Origin of the sequence: Lamprocystis purpurea DSM 4197 (assembly GCF_000379525.1) — a bacterium.
Lineage (GTDB): Bacteria > Pseudomonadota > Gammaproteobacteria > Chromatiales > Chromatiaceae > Thiodictyon > Thiodictyon purpureum.
Map to the genome: position 1 here is coordinate 1 of NZ_KB902363.1, position 18,257 is coordinate 18,257.

The 18,257-nt window shown below is 61.5% G+C and carries 17 protein-coding genes; 10 read left to right on the plus strand and 7 right to left on the minus strand.

The genetic code is table 11. The features are described from left to right. From A39O_RS37415 to A39O_RS37430, 8 genes are all read left to right on the plus strand, one after another. Window positions 1-214 (plus strand): helix-turn-helix domain-containing protein (locus A39O_RS37415; protein WP_157639551.1); only part of this gene is annotated, 214 nt, incomplete at its 5' end. Between the two features lie 737 nt (window positions 215-951). After that, window positions 952-1,440 (plus strand): type II toxin-antitoxin system VapC family toxin, encoded by a 489-nt coding sequence (locus tag A39O_RS37420; RefSeq protein WP_083924404.1) that lies wholly within the window; start codon window positions 952-954, stop codon window positions 1,438-1,440. Further along, window positions 1,430-1,708 (plus strand): hypothetical protein, encoded by a 279-nt coding sequence (locus tag A39O_RS40150; RefSeq protein WP_157639552.1) that lies wholly within the window; start codon window positions 1,430-1,432, stop codon window positions 1,706-1,708. Before A39O_RS37420 ends, A39O_RS40150 begins: the two co-directional genes overlap by 11 nt. Window positions 1,709-1,753: 45 nt before the next feature. Next, window positions 1,754-2,965, plus strand: coding sequence for a hypothetical protein (locus A39O_RS40155; protein ID WP_157639553.1), 1,212 nt, complete (start codon window positions 1,754-1,756; stop codon window positions 2,963-2,965). Between the two features lie 231 nt (window positions 2,966-3,196). Beyond that, a complete protein-coding gene (locus A39O_RS31470) occupies window positions 3,197-3,712 on the plus strand; it encodes a transposase (RefSeq protein ID WP_245561714.1) in 516 nt (171 codons plus the stop codon). Window positions 3,713-4,039: 327 nt separating this feature from the next. After that, window positions 4,040-4,729 carry a caspase family protein gene (locus A39O_RS0101195; protein ID WP_020502890.1) on the plus strand — a complete coding sequence of 230 codons (690 nt, stop codon included), beginning with the start codon at window positions 4,040-4,042 and terminating at the stop codon, window positions 4,727-4,729. A 467-nt stretch (window positions 4,730-5,196) separates the two neighbouring features. Next, window positions 5,197-5,391, plus strand: a complete 195-nt coding sequence (locus A39O_RS37425; protein ID WP_083924408.1) for a type II toxin-antitoxin system HicA family toxin — start codon at window positions 5,197-5,199, stop codon at window positions 5,389-5,391. Next, on the plus strand, window positions 5,388-5,630 hold the full coding sequence (locus A39O_RS37430) for a hypothetical protein (protein WP_083924410.1): 243 nt from the start codon (window positions 5,388-5,390) through the stop codon (window positions 5,628-5,630). Before A39O_RS37425 ends, A39O_RS37430 begins: the two co-directional genes overlap by 4 nt. Before the next feature lie 605 nt (window positions 5,631-6,235). On the opposite strand, the gene mtaB is transcribed toward A39O_RS37430, so the two are convergent. From mtaB to A39O_RS0101220, 3 genes are all read right to left on the minus strand, one after another. Next, window positions 6,236-7,615 (minus strand): tRNA (N(6)-L-threonylcarbamoyladenosine(37)-C(2))-methylthiotransferase MtaB, encoded by a 1,380-nt coding sequence (mtaB, locus tag A39O_RS0101210; protein WP_020502892.1) that lies wholly within the window; start codon window positions 7,613-7,615, stop codon window positions 6,236-6,238. Window positions 7,616-7,626: 11 nt separating this feature from the next. Then, window positions 7,627-8,001 carry an Hsp20/alpha crystallin family protein gene (locus tag A39O_RS40160; protein WP_020502893.1) on the minus strand — a complete coding sequence of 125 codons (375 nt, stop codon included), beginning with the start codon at window positions 7,999-8,001 and terminating at the stop codon, window positions 7,627-7,629. Window positions 8,002-8,422: 421 nt separating this feature from the next. Beyond that, the gene (locus A39O_RS0101220) at window positions 8,423-8,983 is read right to left on the minus strand and encodes a hypothetical protein (RefSeq protein ID WP_020502894.1); all 561 of its coding nucleotides are present in this window, start codon (window positions 8,981-8,983) and stop codon (window positions 8,423-8,425) included. Window positions 8,984-9,080: 97 nt separating this feature from the next. Between A39O_RS0101220 and A39O_RS0101225 the strand changes: the two genes are divergently transcribed. After that, window positions 9,081-10,199, plus strand: coding sequence for a glycosyltransferase (locus A39O_RS0101225; protein WP_020502895.1), 1,119 nt, complete (start codon window positions 9,081-9,083; stop codon window positions 10,197-10,199). A 452-nt stretch (window positions 10,200-10,651) separates the two neighbouring features. Here the strand turns inward: A39O_RS0101225 and A39O_RS0101230 are convergent, their stop codons facing one another. The 4 genes from A39O_RS0101230 to dksA all read right to left on the minus strand — a co-directional run bounded on the left by A39O_RS0101230 (window position 10,652) and on the right by dksA (window position 17,113). Further along, window positions 10,652-13,159, minus strand: a complete 2,508-nt coding sequence (locus A39O_RS0101230) for a glycogen/starch/alpha-glucan phosphorylase (RefSeq protein ID WP_020502896.1) — start codon at window positions 13,157-13,159, stop codon at window positions 10,652-10,654. Window positions 13,160-13,240: 81 nt separating this feature from the next. Continuing rightward, complete coding sequence (locus A39O_RS0101235; RefSeq protein ID WP_020502897.1) at window positions 13,241-15,634, minus strand: phosphoketolase family protein; 2,394 nt, start codon at window positions 15,632-15,634, stop codon at window positions 13,241-13,243. A gap of 99 nt (window positions 15,635-15,733) precedes the next feature. Further along, window positions 15,734-16,666 (minus strand): tRNA glutamyl-Q(34) synthetase GluQRS, encoded by a 933-nt coding sequence (gluQRS, locus tag A39O_RS0101240; RefSeq protein WP_020502898.1) that lies wholly within the window; start codon window positions 16,664-16,666, stop codon window positions 15,734-15,736. A 9-nt stretch (window positions 16,667-16,675) separates the two neighbouring features. After that, window positions 16,676-17,113 (minus strand): RNA polymerase-binding protein DksA, encoded by a 438-nt coding sequence (dksA, locus tag A39O_RS0101245; RefSeq protein ID WP_020502899.1) that lies wholly within the window; start codon window positions 17,111-17,113, stop codon window positions 16,676-16,678. 261 nt (window positions 17,114-17,374) lie between these two features. Between dksA and A39O_RS0101250 the strand changes: the two genes are divergently transcribed. Further along, window positions 17,375-18,154, plus strand: coding sequence for an HAD-IA family hydrolase (locus tag A39O_RS0101250; RefSeq protein ID WP_026199075.1), 780 nt, complete (start codon window positions 17,375-17,377; stop codon window positions 18,152-18,154). The last annotated feature ends 103 nt before the right edge of the window (window positions 18,155-18,257 follow it).

Sequence of the window (18,257 nt, forward strand, 5' to 3'; positions counted from 1 at the left end):
GTTCGCTCGCACTACTGAAATCGACGTTAACGATGTCGTTCAGGCGCGCCAAGGCACTGGTCTGTCCCAATCCGAATTTGCTTCAGCACTCAACATTTCAAAGCGAACACTCCAAGAGTGGGAGCAAGGACGCAGAGTTCCATCTGGTGCCGCGCAGGCGCTGATTCGCATCGCGCGCAAGCACCCAGAAGTCGTCCGCGAGATTCTCGCATAAGATGCGGAATCTTAGGAACAACATGCCGCACTGATTGCGTTTTTGCGGAGTTCCGGGGATAGTTTACTTAATTCTCGAACCCAAGGGCCGCGAGACAATGCCTAACAAACGCCCAAAGAGCGAGCGCGCGCCACCAGGGTTTGAGGTGGGTTGCAGGGTCAGTGGGTGGCGCGCGCCGCCTTGGGCCGAACGTTGAACTAATCCGCTCCGCGGGGCCTACCGCGCCCATCCCCTAGCGCCATTGAATCGCGAACAACGCGCGGATATCCCCAGCCGTCCCGCGGGTTACCTCCAGCCCCGACCCGTCGCCCATCGTCCACACTTTTAACGGCCCACTCCGGGTCGTTAACAGAGAACTGGACGATGACTCCCTTACGTGAGCAGATGATCACGGTCATGCAGATGCGGAATAATAGGGGACAGACCACGGTTTTCCTGTGAACCGCCTGCCGGGCAGGTACGAAGACAAAGAAATGCCTAATGAACGCCCAAAGAGCGAGCGCGCGCCATCAGGGTTCGAGCTGGCTTGCAAGCTCCGTGGGTGGCGCGCGCCGCCCTGTCCCAAACGTTAGGCTTCTCAAGGAGAGCCGGAGCGGCACACGAGGTTTGTCCCAGATGCACGGAAACCGGGGACATGCACGGAAACCGGGGACAGACCACGGTTTCCGCCCTGGGAAAACGTGAAGACATGCTCTAGGACGGTTGTTCCCGTCCTGGTGCGGTGCTAAGGTTGGGATATGCGCAACATCGTCTACGTCGAAACGTCAGTTATCAGTTACTTGGCTGCGCGGCCGAGCCGCGAGGTCATTACGGCGGGACATCAACAAACAACCCATGACTGGTGGGCGTCGGAGCGCAACAACTTTGCTGTTTACGCATCCCCGCTGGTTCTCAGGGAAGCCAGCGCAGGAGACCCCTCAGCCGTGATAGCTCGGCTGCGGTGGTTGCAAGACATCCCACTTCTTTCCATAACACCGGAAGCAGAGCAACTAGCGGAAGTGCTAATTCAGCGCGCAGCACTCCCAGCCAAAGCGGCCGCCGACGGACTGCACATCGCAACAGCCGCTTATCATCGGGTCAACTTCTTACTTACATGGAATTGCGCGCACATCGCGAATGCCATCAAACGTCCTATGATAGAGCGTATCTGTCGTGAGTGTGGTTTTGAACCGCCAGTTCTTTGTACACCTGACGAACTAATCGGGGGTAAGCTCGATGTGGAATGATTCAATTGTTGAAGAAACCCGACGCCTGCGCGATGAATATTCAGCAAAGCTGAACTATAGTGTTCATGCTATCGCTGAGGATCTTAAGCAGTGGGAGCGCCAAGGCTTTCCTATGGCAGCAGACCCTGACAAAGCGGTTTTCATTCCGGGAGTCTCGGGCGGTCTTCACTTAAATGCCTCCGAGCCAAGAAACAAAGACAGCCTAACAAGCGGGCTAAAAAGCGAGGCGCGCCACGAGCGCTTTCGCCGGTCTGAGAGTTCGGAGTAGGCGCGCCCGCTTTACCCCGGTCGTTATGCAACTAGGAGCCCTTCAATGAAGTACGACGAGTTCGACACGATTCTCTCGCAGTTCCGCTTGAGCCTCCCTGCCGCCCTGATGCGGCCAGATGTGTATGGTGTCCAAGTTGTTCTCGATGGCGAGGAATACGTCATCCAAATACTGGTCACTCAGCATCGTGATGAATCGCAATTATTGCCGGACGAGATCGTGCCAGCAACATTCGCCTATAAGTTCGATACGCAAAGCAAGACAATTCGGACCACCACGATCGTGCGCGACCGCGCTAGGACGAGTGTCAGATCTGGTGATTCAGCAACTTGGTCTCCTACAGGTTTGCCGTTCGGGACCGCCGGATGGAATGTGTTTTTTCCAACCCAGAACGCGTGGGTCTGCTTTAGTAACCACCATGTGCTTGTTAACCCAGACAATCCAACGTTCGGGATCGACCTTTTCCTCGGCGGCGTACACCGGGCGCAGTTACACACATTCACTTTAAGTGAGAATTGGGACTATGCGCTTGCACGATACAACACCGCCGCCGACGCTGAAGCGAGATGCCGCTTGTGCGCTGATGGGACCGAGCATCCATATCCTTTGCGACTGAGCGACGATATTTATCCGGGCGAGGATTACCGAACGGTTGGAGCCCGCACCCCTATCTGCGGTTCAGGAAGACTTCTCGGCATCGGAGATCGTGATGTGGACGGGTACCCAGGTGGAGCAACGCGAACGTTCCGGGGACAGCTGATTTTCGAGAAAATGACCGACCCCGGAGACTCTGGTAGTGTAATAGTCCGAGTTCATGACAACACTGTCACGGGCCTATTCTTTGCTCAAAATGACAGCGAATCGATTGCGAATCGCCTTTACACTATAGGGATGAGATTCGTTGGCACTGTTCGCCTTGATGGCGGAGTAGACATACCAATGTACGACGACACCGAAGCAATATTGCCTACCAAACCGATCTGGGATGATGGGAAAGCTCGCAGATTCAGCGGACCATCAATTGATCAACATGGTTCCACCGCATTTCACACTGAACTATTTGGTGGATTGCTGTTTGTCGGCACTGCAATTCTGCAGGTTGACCCAAGCGGGCGCGAAACGTGGGTAAAACCCGTGCCGCCTCCCGTTACCGCAGGTGCGCATACGCAGGCGATCGCCATTTCTAGGACTGAACAACCTCTTAGTGACAAAGAGGGTGCTGTGAGACGGGTTACAACTTTCCTTTGCTTCGGATGAGCTTTGTCTTGGTCCGATCGAAGGCAACGGAGTCAGGTCTTGCCTTTTGCGCCAAGAATGAAGAGCCTCCGGCGTAGGGACTCCGGTTGCCCGGAATTACGGTGACACTTTACCATTTACATTATTTTCCGTCCGCGCTACGCTAAGCGCATGGCTCGGCTCTCAAGAATCGTCGTCCCCGGCGTTCCGCACCACGTGACTCAGCGTGGCAACAGACGCGAGCGGGTTTTCATGGAGGATGACGACTATGCGCTTTATAAGGATTGGTTAGCCGTGTCTTGCCGGAAAAACGGAGTGGAAGTCTGGTCGTACTGCCTGATGCCGAATCATGTTCACCTGATTGTCGTACCTTCGGACGAGACCGGACTCTCCCGCGCAGTCGGCGAAACCCATCGCAAATACAGCGGGTACATCAATGCAAGACTGAGGGTTACGGGTCATCTATTTCAGGGACGGTTTGGGTGCGTGGCAATGGATGAATCTCACTTGATGGCCGCGTTTCGCTACGTGGCGTTGAATCCGGTCAAGGCCAACCTCGCTGTCAGCGCAGCCGACTGGCCTTGGTCCAGCACGCCAGCACATCTCCTACGCAGAGATGATGGATTAGTTGCCATCGCGCCCTTACTTCAACGCGTGGAAGATGTCGCTGAGTTCTTGAATATGCCGCCGGATCCTGAAATGGAAGCCGCTCTGATGCAGGGGCAAACCATCGGGCGGCCGTTGATGGGGGGGGCGCGATCTCGCTGATCTTGAGAGGCAGCTCGGCCGAGCTCTGCGACCAGGCAAACGAGGCCGCCCCGCTTTGCTGAAAGATGATCCCAGACAACTGAAATTGGTGTAAATGGTAAAGTGTCACTGTAATTTCACTGTAATTCGCGGAATTTGCCTTGCCTGCCCGGGCGCGGCGTAGCCAGGGCGCCCGGGCCGTCCCGCGGCCCCGGCCGGGCCGCACGGGCAGCCGGGGTGGGCGGAAAAAATTTCGCGGTCTCGGAGCGTGGGAACGAGCGGGTCCCGAGCGACCCGCGGGCGCCTGGCTTTCACGGCAACTGAATGGGTTGCCTCTGGAGAACAGAAATGTGTGCTCTCGAATGGTCTTCCGAGTCACCGTCGGTGGGGTTCAGTGTCCCGGTCTGTTTTGCCACGCGGTCCGGTGGGACCACCATCGACCGGGATGCCAAGGGCGGCAATCCGTTCGCCACTGCACTCATCGAACTGTCGGCGTCAGCGGATGTCGGCATCCTGGACTTCCCGGAGCGATTGCGCGCACTCACCCACGAGGTCAGTGTAGGACATCAATCACCGGAATGGGTCGGGGCGTCGCCCTCCGCGGATTGGCGGTTGCCGCATCCATGGGTCTCCGAGAAGGTTCGTCGCGTCGCGCTGGTGTTGGTCGTGTCGGACTACCGGTATTCGACGGACGACCTCGGCGGTGCGGCTTGGGACGAGCTGCGGGTCGCGGCGATGCTGGCACGCAATGGGTTCTCGGTCACCCAAGGGGTCGGGCCTGACCGTGTCGCCATACTGCAAGCCATTGAGGAATTCGCGGAAAGGTCGCGCGATGCCGACTACGCCATCATCTATTGCACCGGGCACGGGGTGGAGAAGGGAGGCATGGTGTATCTCCTTCCGGGTGACTATCCGATGCCGGAGGGTGTTGGCGCTGCGGAATTGGCGAAGTCTGCTGTCGGCGTGGGGATGCTTGCGGACGCCTGTTCTGCGCGCACGCTGAACCTGGTCTTTTTCGCTGGATGCCGATCGATCTAGGGGGTCTTGCTTCTTTCGCGGCCTGTCTGCTTTTTCCTTGTGAAACCCGTTTGGAGTGAAGGTACGGTGGTCGCGTAGGCTGTCGGTTGGTACTCGGGCGCTGCGGCGTCGGTGTTGGGTCTCCAGGCGGCGGTTTAGGACTTGGGCCATCGCGCGGGTTGCCGGTGGATGCGCTTCGCTTATCCACTCTACGATATCCGCTTTGCCGGCCGGTGGTACGGTGACGGTTTACTAAATGCACTGAATGCGGATGGGCGTTGAACGCAACCCGTAATTACTGTATTTAGTAAACTGTCACCGTAATTCCGAAAGGCCAGCGGCAACGGCACGGTTCGCGCTCTGACGCTCGTGTCGGAGTGGCTGCGAGCGCTGGGCCGGGCGCCGGTTAACGCTATATGACAGGGGGGCTCAGGGCGTTACGTTAGGCCAACACGCTAATGTCGTTGCGAGTTCTATGCCCATAGATTATGCCTAGGAAAATCCGAGAGCTAATTTATGACCTTGAACAGGCTGGATTCACCAGCAGGGGCGGGAAAGGTAGCCATCGGAATCTTGAACACAAGAAAGGCATAAGAATAACAATTTCTGGTCAGATAGGTGATGATGCAAAAATTTATCAGGAGCGAGAAGTAAGGCAAAAGATTGCGGAGTCAAAGAAATGAAAGAAAGCGCTAAATACTTAAAACTTGTCGAATGGTCGAACGAAGATCAATGTTTCATCGGCGAATGTCCAGGAATTATCGGTCCTTGCTGCCATGGTGACGATGAGGTTCAAGTATATGATAAATTATGCCAAATCGTGGACGAGTGGATTCAAACGATGCAGGATGACGGGAAACCCCTTCCGCCTCCAACTGCGGGTAATCACTTGGCGTCGAGATTATTGGCGATAGCCGCGTAGCGATAGCCAACTCAAGTTGCAGCGGCTGGTGATGGCCTGCTAAGACGGTTCCCGTCAGATCGTCAAAATAGCGCGGGCAGACTCCACAGCGGTATTTTGATCATCGGCGGGAAACGGTCGGTCAGCTTGGTTGAGTCCTGACGTGGAATTACGGTGACAGTTTACTAAATGCACTGAAAGCGGATGGGCGTTGAACGCAACCCGTAATTACTGTATTTAGTAAACTGTCACCGTAATTCCATCGAGATCGTCACAAAATGAAAGACAGCGATCGATATCACAAGTGGGTGGAGTGGAGCGACGAAGATCAAGTGTACATCGGAAAATGCCCAGATCTAATTACTGGCATTCATGGGGACGACCCTGTTTCCCTGTACAGTGAGCTATGCGCGGTTGTCGAAGATGTAATCATCCATTTTCAGGTGGAGGCTCGGAGTCTTCCAGCAGCGAAGGTCAGGCCGATGCGTGAGGTCGCATAGCGCTTAACAAGCGGGCTCAAAAGGAATTACCAAAAGGAATTACGGTGACAGTTTAGAATTTCGGTGACAGTTTACTAAATGCACTGAAAGCGGATGGGCGTTGAACGCAACCCGTAATTACTGTATTTAGTAAACTGTCACCGTAATTCCCGAGGCGTTACTTATACGCGACATCGCCCCATTTGGCCCGGTTGCGCAGTCGGCCAGGCCGCCGCGCAGCGCCGCGCCGTCCGCTTCGACTCCGCGAATCAGTACCTGCATCACCTCCCCGATTGCCGCGGCAGTCGGACGCGGGTCCACCAGGATCGGGAGATAATTCGGGGTGTAACCGAACAGGTCCCCAGGGTGCCCCAGGCGGGACGGCCCCTCGCGTAAGACCTGACTGGTCAGGCCCACCTGTGACAGCAGCAGCCGGTGCCGCAGTCCATCGGCCAGATCCTTGAGTTCACGGCAGCGCCGCCGCTTGGTGTCGGCATCCACCTGGTCCGGCAGCAATGCGGCGCGGGTGCCGGCCCGCGGCGAGTAGGCGAAGCCATGGACCTGCCCGAACGCCATGGCCGCGACGAATGCGAGAGTCTCCTGCCAGTCGGTCTCGGTCTCCCCAGGGAAGCCGGCGATGATATCGGTGGTGAGGTTGAGTCCGGGTACCGCAGCCCGGCCGCGTGCGGCCAGGCGGTCGAACTCATCGGTTTTGCAGCGCCTGGCCATGCGCCGCAAGACTGAGTCGGCGCCGCTTTGCATCGGCAGGTGGAGATGGGGCAACAGCCGCGGGTTGGCGAACAGGTCCCAAAAGTCGTCCGGCAGGTCCCAGGGTTCCAGCGAGCCTAGACGGATGCGCGGGATGCTGGTCTGGTCGAGCACGGCCCGCACCAGGTGACTCAGGTCCGACCCGATCTCGCTCCCATAGCCACCCAGGTGGACACCGGTGAGCAGCACCTCCCGTATGCCGCTCGACGCCGCCCGCTGCACTGCCGCGATGATCTCCGGTAAGGGGCGGCTGCGCTCCTCGCCCCGTGCCTGGGTGGTCACGCAGAAGGTGCAGGCATAGCGACAGCCGTCCTGGACCTTGATGAAGGCGCGCTGCCGGCCGCGGTCGAACCAGGGATTGGCCGTCTCGCTGGTGGCGCTGCCGCGGGCAAGCGGCAGCACCGGCAGGTCCAGGGCGGCGGCAGCAATCTCCACCAGCCGATCTTTCGACTGGTTGTCCACCAGCAGATCCACCCCCGCCTCTCCCGCCAGGGCTTGCGCGTCCAGGGACGCCAGGCAACCGCTCACCACCAGGCGGGCGGTTGGGTTGTCGCGGTGCGCGCGCCGCACCAGTTGGCGGGATTTGCGGGTCGCCTCCTGGGTCACGGCGCAGGTGTTGATGATGATCAGATCCGCTGGCTCATCGTCCCCAGCGAGCGCGCATCCGCGCTCGCTCAGCGCATCGGCCCAGGCTTCCAGTTCGGCTTCGTTGAGTCGGCAGCCAAGTGACTGCAACCGGACCCGCGGGTGGCTGGGCATCCGGGTGCTGCCTAACGCCAGCCGCGCTGAAACCCGGTGATAGCGCGCCGGGGGATGCGGAGCAGAATGGTCCCGTCAGACACGCTCTTGGTCATGCGTGCGGCATCCGCATCGGGAGGAAGCGCCAGGCGCCGGCTCATGGAGCCCTGTGCGACGCTGTAACTGCGCCGATAGCCGCGCCCGTCGGGCATCGTGTCTTCCTGGAGCGTGCGGGCGTCGGAGTGCATGGCGATGATCAGGTTGCGGCCCGCCAGGTTGATCTGGACCTCGTCGGGCTTCGCGTTGCCGATGCCGATGCGAACCAGATAGGCATCCGCGGTCGTCTCGCGCGCGATGCGCAGCCCGCGGGTCACCATCGCCTGGTTCGGCAGGGGGAACGCGGCCACCGGCGGCCGGCGCGGCGCTCCGGTGTTTGGTTCGGCGGGCGTGGGGCTGCTTTCGGCAGGTGCGGCGCTGCCAGGCGCCCCAGGTACGGTCCTAGCACCAGCCCAGGGCGGGAACGGGCCAGGGGGGGCAAAGGGGTACGGGGGTGCCGCATAACCCGGCGGGCCGTAGACCGGAGGCCCATAGCCGGTCCAGGCCAGGGTAACGGCAGGGATTGCGGCAGCGATTATCCCGACGAGTGCGCTACAGTGAAGACGGCAGGCGATAGGCATGGGGGGTGACTCCACGGTCAATGGGCGCCCGCAGTGACTGGACGCCCGATAATGAAAGTATAGGGTCCCGCGTGTTAGAACTGTCGAACGTGATAACCGGACGTAGGGGCGGGTTTAAAACCCGCCCCTACACCAAAGGTCTGTCTGGATATCAGGTGCGAAGGCTATAACTGCGCAGGAGCCAGGTCGGCTGCTCCCGGGCGTCGATCAGGCCATGGCGCACCAGCCAGTTACGGGCATCCTGCGCGTCCTGTTCGAACCAGGTCCGCGCCGACCCGAGCCTGAAAGTGTAGCCCCAGGCGTCCATATCGGCGAACATACGCACCCGTCCGCAGCCGGGAATCCAATCGGCGAGGAGGATTTGCAGATAGCACACGGCGTCCTCCTCCGCATAGTCGCCGCCCGCATCGGTGTGCAAGTCCGCCCGGCGCGCCTCATCCATGCAGATGCAGTGGCAAGCCTCGTGCAGTGCCGAGTGCAACGGCGTGTCCGCGCGCAGGTACAATCGGTTGCCGACCAGTCCGGCTTCGGACTCGCCCCAGTAGCTGCCGGGGATCGGGGTCGCGTCACCCCATTCGTGGACTTCGATCCGGAAGCGGGCGAGCAGGGAGGTCGCGTGCGCCCGGTCGATTTGCGACCAGCGCAGCACCGCCTCCAGGACCGGCGTTAGAGCGATGGGATTGGCGTGTGCGGCGGGCGGGCAGTCTGGCATGGCACAGCGTGGCGAGGTGGAAAACACTGCGCGCTATCCTACTCCCCCGGCTGGCCGGAGCGACGATCAAAGCCCGGCAATCCCCCCTTTTTTTGAGGTGATCTTGACTCCGTCCCCCGAACTCTCAGTCGTCGTCCCGACCTTCAACGAGCGGGAGAATATCCAGGAACTGGTGAACCGGCTTGCGGAAACACTGCAGGCGATCCGCTGGGAGGTCATCTTCGTCGACGACGACTCACCGGATGGCACGGCCGCCCTGGTGCGCTCGCTTGCGCAGCGCGATCCGCGGGTGCGGATCATTCATCGTATTGGCCGGCGGGGGCTCTCCACCGCGTGTGTCGAGGGCATGCTGGCCTCCTCCGCGCCCTTGCTCGCGGTGATGGATGCGGATCTCCAGCACGACGAACGCATCCTGCCCGCCATGCTGCGGGCGGTCAAAGACGACGGCTACGACATCGCGGTCGGCAGCCGCTACGTGGCCGGGGGCAGTCTGGGTGAATGGGGCGAGGAACGTCAGTTCGCCAGCCAATTCGCGACCCGGCTGTCCCGGCTGGTGCTCAAGGCGGGAGTCAAGGACCCGATGAGCGGCTTCTTTCTGCTCAAACGGGAGGTCCTGGAAGGGGCGGTCGCCGACCTCTCTGGAATCGGCTTCAAGATCATGCTGGATATCTTTGCGTCCAGCACCAAGCCGCTGCGCTATATCGAAATTCCCTACGAGTTCCGCATCCGGCAAGCCGGCGAAAGCAAGCTCGACAGTGCCGCGGTCTGGGACTACCTGATGATGTTGCTGGACAAAAGCCTGGGGCGCTATATCCCGATCCGCTTCATCCCCTTTGCGCTGGTCGGCGGCGCCGGGGTCTTCGTCCACCTCCTGGTTCTTTGGCTGGTCTACGACCTTGGTGGATACGGTTTCACGACGGGCCAAACCGCCGCCGCTGTCATCGCCATGACCTTCAATTTCTTCGTGAACAATGCCGTGACCTACCGCGACCGGCAATTGCGCGGCTGGGGGATGCTGCGCGGCTGGGTGTCATTCACCCTTGCCTGCTCGCTCGGGGCGGTCGCGAACGTCGGGATCGCCACCTATGCCTTTGAGACGCAATTGGTCGGCGAGACCGCCTGGGTGCTCTCGGCTGTCGCCGGGATCATCGTCGGGGCGGTGTGGAACTATGCAGTGACCTCCGTTTACACCTGGAACAAGGTCAAGGGTGTCTGAGCGGACCGGTCTGCATCCAGTGTCCGTACACGTATAGCTGGTTGATCGGCGACCTGGGCGGTCGGCTGATCTCTACGATACTGGGCACCGAGTCCGAGTAGGTCGGGTTAGCGCAGCGTAACCCGACCTACGGGGCGGCTCATGCCCAAATTGAATCGCTTATCCGATTACGACAACGACAACGATGGTATTCGTTGGTTAAGGCGATTTCCGAGGAATTTCCTACCACGCGAGCTCGGCCTCCGGGGACCCGGGCGACGCGACCGGAGGCCGACGCTTTAGCGGGCGGCGGTGCCGCGTCCGGCTGAAGCCTCGACCTTCTGTGTGTTGTGCGGATGCAGCAAAATCCTCAGGAGGCTGTAGGGGACTTTAGGGGCGACTAAAGTCGCCCCTACACGTTGGTACATCTTCCCGGAAATCACCTAACTTATTTCCCCTAGTTACTGAGGGGATCAGCACGCCACCGGCTTCGCCTCGACCTGCCAGATGTGCTCCGCGTATTCGCGGATCGCCCGATCCGATGAGAACTTGCCCATCCGCGCCACATTGAGGATGGACATGCGGTCCCACTGGTGCTGATCCGTCCAGGCCGTGCCGACACGCGCCTGGCAGTCGACGTAAGCGCGGTAGTCGGCCAGCACCATGAAGGGGTCCTGATTGACCAGATGATCGGTCAGCGGGCGGAACAGGGTGGGGTCCCCATGCGAGAACAGACCGGAGTTGATCAGGTCGATGACGGATTTGAGTTCAGCGTCGCCTTGGTAAATCTCCCACGGATGATAGCCCGCGGACTGGCGCTGACGAACCTCATCGGCCGTCATGCCGAACAGGAAAAAGTTCTCCGGCCCCACTTCCTCGCGGATCTCGACGTTGGCGCCGTCCAGGGTGCCGATGGTGAGTGCGCCGTTCATCGAGAATTTCATGTTGCCGGTGCCGGAGGCCTCCTTGCCGGCGAGTGAGATTTGTTCCGAGAGGTCGGCGGCCGGATAGAGCCGCTGGCCGTTCTGCACGCTGAAATTGGGCATGAAGGCGACGCGTAGGGTGCCGTTGACCTGAGGGTCGTGATTGATCACCTCACCGACCGCGTTGATCAGTTTGATCATCAGCTTGGCCATGTAATAGCCGGGCGCGGCCTTGCCGCCGAAGATGAAGGTGCGCGGGACCACGCTGTGGTTGGGGTCCTGCTTGATGCGCTGATAGAGGCTGACGATGTGCAGCAGGTTCAGATGCTGGCGCTTGTACTCGTGCAGGCGCTTGGCCTGGACGTCGAACAGGCTCTGCGGATCCACCTTGACCCAGGCGTGCTGCTCCAGCCAGCGGGCCAGGTCGCGTTTGGCCGCGGTCTTCACCGCGCGCCAGCGCGCTCTGAATTCGGCATCGTCGGCATAGGGTTCCAATTGGCGCAGGCAGCTCAGATCGCGTAGCCAGCGGTCGTCGCCGCAGGTCTCGGTGATGAGTTTTGCCAGGCGCGGGTTGCTCACCGCGATGAACCGGCGGGGAGTGACGCCATTGGTGACGTTATGGAAGCGCTCCGGCCAGAGTTCGTAGAAATCCTTGAGAATGGTGGTCTTGACCAGATTCGAATGGAGTTCGGCCACCCCATTGACGGCGCGCGCTCCCACCACCGCCAGGTGTGCCATGCGCACCCGCCGTCCGCCGTCCTCGCTGATCAGTGACATCCGGGTCACGCGGTCCTCGTCGCCCAGGAAGCGGATGCGCACCTCGTCCAGGAAGCGGCGATTGATTTCGTAGATGAGCTCCAGATGGCGCGGTAGGATCTTCTCGAATAGCCGCACCGACCAGGTCTCCAGTGCTTCGGGCAGCAGGGTGTGGTTGGTGTAGCAGAAGGTCCGGTGAGTGATGTCCCAGGCCTGATCCCAGCCCATGCCGTGCTCGTCGACCAGGAGCCGCATGAGTTCCGCGACCGCGAGCGCCGGGTGGGTGTCATTGAGCTGGGCGACGAACTTCTCGGCAAAGCTGTCGAGGCTGCCGACCGTATGCAGGTGCAGCCGTATCATATCCTGGAGTGAACAGGAGACGAAAAAGTATTGCTGCTTGAGGCGCAGTTCCTTGCCCGCCGCGGGCTCGTCATTCGGGTACAGGACCTTGGAGAGGGTTTCGGCCTCGATCTTGGCGTGGACCGCGCCGTAATAATCACCGACGTTGAACGCCTGGAAATCGAACGACTCGGGGGCCTCGGATTTCCACAGACGCAGCAGGCTCACATTGCCCACCCCGTACCCCAGGATCGGCGTGTCGTAGGCAACGCCATTGACCTCCAAATCCGCGGCCCAGCGCACGCGCAGCGCGCCGTGCTCGTCGTGATACTGTTCGGTGTGGCCGCCGAATTTGACCGGGAAGCGCAGCTTGTAGCGCGGGATCTCCCAGGGGTTGCCGTTCTTGAGCCAGGTGTCGCTCTTCTCCACCTGCCAGCCGTTCTCGATCTCCTGATCGAAGATGCCGAACTCGTAACGGATGCCGTAGCCGATCGCCGGGATCTGTACCGTGCTCAACGAATCCATATAGCAGGCGGCGAGCCGCCCGAGGCCGCCGTTACCGAGTCCGGGTTCCTCCTCGGTCGCCATGATCTCGGAAAAATCCAGTTCCAGCTCCACCCCGGCAGCGTGCGCCGCTTCGGTGATGCCAAGGTTCAACAGGTTGTTGGCCAGGTGGGGGCCCAGCAGGAACTCGGCGGAGAGATAACAGACGGTGCGTGCCGCGCTGTCCTTGTAGCTCTGCGCGCACTTGAGCCAACGCTCCAGCAAACGGTCGCGTACCGTGTAGGCAGCGGCCATATAGAGGTCGTTGGGTGTGGCCACATCGCGGAAGCGCCCCTGCACATAGAACAGGTTGTCGATGAAGGCCTGCTTGAGGGCCTCTTGGGACATGCCGGTCCGGGTGCGCTCGCGGGGTGCGGCGGGAACCGGGGGCTCGCTCTGCGGCGTCTGGGCGGTAGTCATGGGTGTCTCGTCGGGGCGGGTGGCGGGAACGGCGGACGGGGCCAGGCCCCGTCCGCACGGCGGCTCAGTCGCTGCGTCAGCTCACAGCGGCCAGGTCCAGTCGTCGAACTCCGGCTTGTCGATGCCGTATTCAAAGGCGTAGGCGCGCGCTTCGATCTGCATGTCGCGGAAGCGCTCCTTGGCGTGAGCGCCGGTGGCCTGGAGTCGCGGCACCCGGTTGATGACATCGATGGCCAGGCTGAAGCGGTCGATTTCGTTGCTGATCGCCAGCTCCAGCGGGGTGTTGATATTACCCTTCTCCTTGTAGCCGCGCACGTGCAGGTTGGCGTGATTGGTGCGCCGGTAGGCCAGGCGATGGATCAGCCAGGGATAGCCGTGGAAATTGAAGATGATCGGCTTGTCTTTGGTGAAGATCGAGTCGAAGTCGTTGTGTGAGAGCCCATGTGGGTGCTCGGTGTCGGGCTGAATGCGGAACAGGTCCACCACGTTGACGAAGCGGATCCTGATGTCGGCAAAGGCCTCGCGCAGCATCGCCGTGGCCGCCAGGGCCTCCTTGGTGGGGATGTCGCCGCAGCCGACCATCACCACGTCCGGTTCCACTCCCTCGTCATTGCTGGCCCAATCCCAGATGCCCAGACCCTTGGTGCAGTGCTTGATGGCTTCATCCATGCTCAAGTACTGCAGATGGCTTTGCTTGTCGCACACGATCACATTGATGTTGTTCATGCTGCGCAGGCAGTGATCGGCGGTGGAGAGCAGGCAGTTGACGTCCGGCGGGAGATAGATGCGGGTGACCTTGGGGCTCTTGTTGACCACCACGTCCAGGAAGCCCGGGTCCTGATGGGTGAAGCCGTTGTGGTCCTGGCGCCAGACGGTGGAGGTAATCAGCAGGTTGAGTGAAGAGACCGGTGCCCGCCAGGGGATCTCATTACAGATGGCCAGCCATTTGGCGTGCTGGTTGTACATGCTGTCGATGACATGGACAAAGGCTTCGTAGGTAGCGAAGAAGCCATGCCGCCCGGTCAGCAGATAGCCCTCGTACCAGCCTTCCAGGGTGTGCTCGGAAAGCATCTCCATGACTCTCCCGTCGGGGGACAGCTCGCTGCCGTCGGCATCTTCCGGAAGATAGTCGCAGAGCCAGGTTTTCTTGCTGACCTCATAGACGGCGTCGAGCTTGTTGGACGCGTTCTCGTCCGGGCCGAAGACGCGGAAGTTGCGCATATTGTCGGCCATGATGTCGCGCAGCATCGCGCCTAAGGGCTTGGTGTTGAATGCGCGGGTGGTGCCTGGGGTGCTCGGGTCCACGGCGTAGGCCCGAAAGTCCGGCATGCGCAGCGCCCGGCGCAGGATGCCGCCATTGGCGTGGGGGTTGGCGCTCATGCGCCGGTTGCCCTTGGGGGCCAATTCCTTGAGTTCGGGGATGAGGCGGCCCGCGGCGTCGAAGAGTTCCTCGGGCTTGTAGCTCTTCAGCCAGTCTTCGAGCTGTTTCAAATGCTCCGGGTTGTTGTGCATGCCCGACAGGGGGACCTGATGGGAGCGCCAGAAGCCTTCCACTTTCTTGCCGTCCACCGTCTTGGGGCCGGTCCAGCCCTTGGGACTGCGCAGGACGATCATCGGCCAGTGGCCCCGCGTGGCCTCGCCGCTGGTGCGCGCGGCCTGCTGGATACGCTGGATCTCGGCCATACAGGCGTCCAGGGCGGCGGCCATTTTCTGGTGCATCTCCTGGGGGTCATCGCCTTCCACGAAATGCGGGACCCAACCGTAGCCGCGCATCAGGCTTTCAAGCTCGGCGTTGGGAATGCGTGCCAGCAGGGTCGGGTTATTGATCTTGTAGCCGTTCAAATGCAGGATCGGCAAGACCGCCCCATCACGGATGGGATTGAGGAACTTGCTGGAGTGCCAGGAAGTCGCCAGCGGCCCCGTCTCGGATTCGCCGTCGCCCACCGCGACGACCACCAGCAGATTGGGATTATCGAATGCGGCGCCGAAGGCATGTGAGATGGAATAACCAAGCTCGCCGCCCTCGTGGATGGAGCCGGGGGTCTCCGGCGTGCAGTGCGAGCCGATGCCGCCCGGAAACGAGAACTGCTTGAAGAAGGCTTGCAGTCCCTCCTCGTCCTCGCTCTTATTCGGATAGATCTCGGAGTAGGTCCCTTCCAGGTAGACCGGGGCCAGCACGCCGGGGGCGCCATGACCGGGTCCGGCCAGGAAGATCGCCTCCTGGTCCTGTTCACGGATGATCCGATTGACATGGATATACATGAAGGACAGGCCCGGACTCGCGCCCCAGTGGCCCAACAACCGGCTTTTGATATGCGCTTCCTGCAGCGGCTCGCGCAGCAGCGCGTTGTCTTTCAGGTAGATCATGCCCGCGGCCAGGTAGTTGCAGGCGCGCCAATAGGCGTCGATCCTGCTCAGCATCTCGACGGACAGGGGGGCTTGCTGCTGCGATACGACGGGCGGTTGAGCGGCCATGGAGATGTCCTCTTTCGGTGGTTCTGGGCCTGCGAATCGTAGCGCCGCGAGATTGCCGGGACGTGACCTGACGGGGTCTCCGGAGCAACACCCGCGCACTCAGGTGCCGATACTCGCCGAAGCCTCAGGATCGATGCAAGCGCACGCGATGGCGGGCACTCGCGCGCAGCACCAGGTGCGGATCGCGTGCCGCCAGAATCCGCTCAACGCGCACCCCGCGGGCGGCGGACGCTGTCCTAACCAGGCCCAGGCGCACAGCAGGGCGGGCAGGGGATCAGCCGGATCGACGGGTGCCGCGGCCAATGACTTACTGAGTTTACGGCCGGCGCGATCGACCGCCAGCGGGACATGGGCGTAGGTTGGATGCCGCAGACCGAGCGACTGTTGCAGCAACAACTGCCGGGGCGTCGATGCCAGCAGATCGGCCCCGCGCACCAACTGATCGATGCCCTGCCAGGCATCGTCCACCACCACGGCTAGTTGGTAGGCGTGAATGCCGTCGGCGCGGCGCAGCACGAAGTCACCGACGGCCGCGGCGACATCCTGGCGCTGAGCGCCCTGGATGCGGTCCTGAAACCGGATGTCTCCCGGGTAGGTGCGCAGCCGGATGGAACGGGCCAGGCGTCCCGGCGGGAGTCCGCCGCGACAGGTGCCGGGATAGATCGGACCCTCACTGCCGTCGCGCGCCAGGCGGGCAATCTCAGTGCGGGAGCAGGCGCAGGGGTAGGTCAGTCCACGTTCGCTGAGCCGCTCCAGTGCTGCGGCATAGGCCTGCGTGCGGCGGCTCTGGTAGACCAGTGGTCCATCCCAGCGGAATCCGCAGGCGTTCAGGGTGCGGAGGATGGCGTCGGCCGCCCCTGGAATCTCGCGGGTCCGATCCAAGTCCTCCATGCGGACCAGCCATTCACCGCCATGGGCCCGAGCGTCAGCATAACTGGCCAGCGCGGCGATGAGTGAGCCGAAATGCAGGGCACCGGTCGGTGAGGGCGCGAAGCGCCCCCGATAAGGCGGGTGGCCGGCGCCCGCCGCCATCAAGGGCTCTCAGCCGCGCTGCTTTTCCCGAATCTCGTCGAGGGTCTTGCAGTCGATGCAGAGTGTCGCCGTGGGACGCGCTTCCAGGCGGCGAACGCCGATCTCGACGCCGCAGGCTTCGCAGTAACCGTACTCGTGCTCGGTGATCCGCGCCATGGCCTCGTCGATCTTCTTGATCAACTTGCGTTCGCGGTCGCGGGTACGCAGTTCGAGGCTGAACTCGGACTCCTGGGTGGCGCGGTCGTTGGGATCCGGGAAGTTGGTCGCCTCGTCCTGCATGTGATGGACGGTCCGGTCGACCTCCTCCATCAGGGACTGCTTCCACGCCAGGAGGATCAGGCGGAAGTGCTCCTCCTGCGCCGGGCTCATGTACTCCTCATCGCTGGCAGCGTTGTAAGGTTCGAAACCGAACGCTTTAGGCTCTTGGTTACTGACTGTCTCGGCCATGAACGTGCTCCCGCAGGCTCGCAGTGGGGTGATCCGCGACCGTTGTCCCAGCCCCATCCTTGGGCTTGGTCACGAAAAACGCCCTTGAATACCAGATCGCGGCGTCCGGGGCAACCCATTTGGCATTTCCCGGCGGTGCGATCAGGCGGCGTGTCAGGCTGGACCCGACCGGCGACATGGTGTATCAGGGGTGCGTGTCGTCGGTCGCTGGGGTACCCTTCCGGCATTCAGATGAACGCGATAGCGCGAGGCGGGTAAGGCGTGTACAGATTCAAAGCAATTATTTTCGACGTGGATGGGACCCTGGCCGACACCGAGCGTGATGGTCACCGTCTCGCCTTCAACGCCGCTTTCGCCGAGGCCGGGCTCGCCTGGCACTGGGATGTCGCGCGCTACGGGGCCTTGCTGGCGATCACCGGCGGTAAGGAGCGGATCCGCTACTATATCGAACAGGAAGGGATCAGGCTGGACTCGGCGGTGAACCTGGACGCCTTTATCGCAGCCCTGCACAGTGCCAAGACCCGCCATTATCTGGCCCTGCTCGAAACCGGGGCCATCCCGCTGCGCCCCGGCGTCCTACGGCTGCTGCGCGAGGCACGCGAGGCTGGTATCCGGTTGGCGATTGCAACGACCACGACCCCCGAAAATGTCATCGAGTTGCTCCGCCATTGCGGCGAGCCGGGGCTGCCCGATTGGTTCGAGGTCATCGCGGCGGGGGATGTGGTCCCGCGCAAGAAGCCGGCGCCCGACATTTTTACACTCGCCTTGGCGCAGTTGGGCCTGGTCGCACAGGATTGTGTCGCGGTGGAGGACTCCGACAACGGCATGTGCGCTGCGCTGGCCGCAGGTCTGAAGGCACTCCTGGTGACCCTTAACGCCTACACCGAGAATCAGTCGTTCGACGCCGCCCCGCTGGTGGTGGAGAGTCTCGGCGGGCCGGACGCCGCCGCGGTCGTCCGGCGCGGCGACTTGGGCGGGTCGAACTATGTCGATCTGGCCGCACTGGACCGCCTCCACGCGACGGTCTACAGCGGCGCATGAGCGCGGGCGACGGTCGCGATCGAGAATCGGTGTCGGACGGGTTCCCCTGTGCGATAATCCGGTGAGGATTCACTCTCAGTGATGAAGCGCGGCGATCAACGAC

Bases quoted from the DNA above. Each gene is read 5' to 3' on its own strand.
- A39O_RS37420 (WP_083924404.1), top strand. From the start codon at position 952: ATGCGCAACATCGTCTACGTCGAAACGTCAGTTATCAGTTACTTGGCT.
- A39O_RS40150 (WP_157639552.1), top strand. From the start codon at position 1,430: ATGTGGAATGATTCAATTGTTGAAGAAACCCGACGCCTGCGCGATGAA.
- A39O_RS40155 (WP_157639553.1), top strand. From the start codon at position 1,754: ATGAAGTACGACGAGTTCGACACGATTCTCTCGCAGTTCCGCTTGAGC.
- A39O_RS31470 (WP_245561714.1), top strand. From the start codon at position 3,197: ATGGAGGATGACGACTATGCGCTTTATAAGGATTGGTTAGCCGTGTCT.
- A39O_RS0101195 (WP_020502890.1), top strand. From the start codon at position 4,040: ATGTGTGCTCTCGAATGGTCTTCCGAGTCACCGTCGGTGGGGTTCAGT.
- A39O_RS37425 (WP_083924408.1), top strand. From the start codon at position 5,197: ATGCCTAGGAAAATCCGAGAGCTAATTTATGACCTTGAACAGGCTGGA.
- A39O_RS37430 (WP_083924410.1), top strand. From the start codon at position 5,388: ATGAAAGAAAGCGCTAAATACTTAAAACTTGTCGAATGGTCGAACGAA.
- mtaB (WP_020502892.1), bottom strand. From the start codon at position 7,615: ATGCCCAGCCACCCGCGGGTCCGGTTGCAGTCACTTGGCTGCCGACTC.
- A39O_RS0101220 (WP_020502894.1), bottom strand. From the start codon at position 8,983: ATGCCAGACTGCCCGCCCGCCGCACACGCCAATCCCATCGCTCTAACG.
- A39O_RS0101230 (WP_020502896.1), bottom strand. From the start codon at position 13,159: ATGACTACCGCCCAGACGCCGCAGAGCGAGCCCCCGGTTCCCGCCGCA.
- A39O_RS0101235 (WP_020502897.1), bottom strand. From the start codon at position 15,634: ATGGCCGCTCAACCGCCCGTCGTATCGCAGCAGCAAGCCCCCCTGTCC.
- gluQRS (WP_020502898.1), bottom strand. From the start codon at position 16,666: ATGGCGGCGGGCGCCGGCCACCCGCCTTATCGGGGGCGCTTCGCGCCC.
- dksA (WP_020502899.1), bottom strand. From the start codon at position 17,113: ATGGCCGAGACAGTCAGTAACCAAGAGCCTAAAGCGTTCGGTTTCGAA.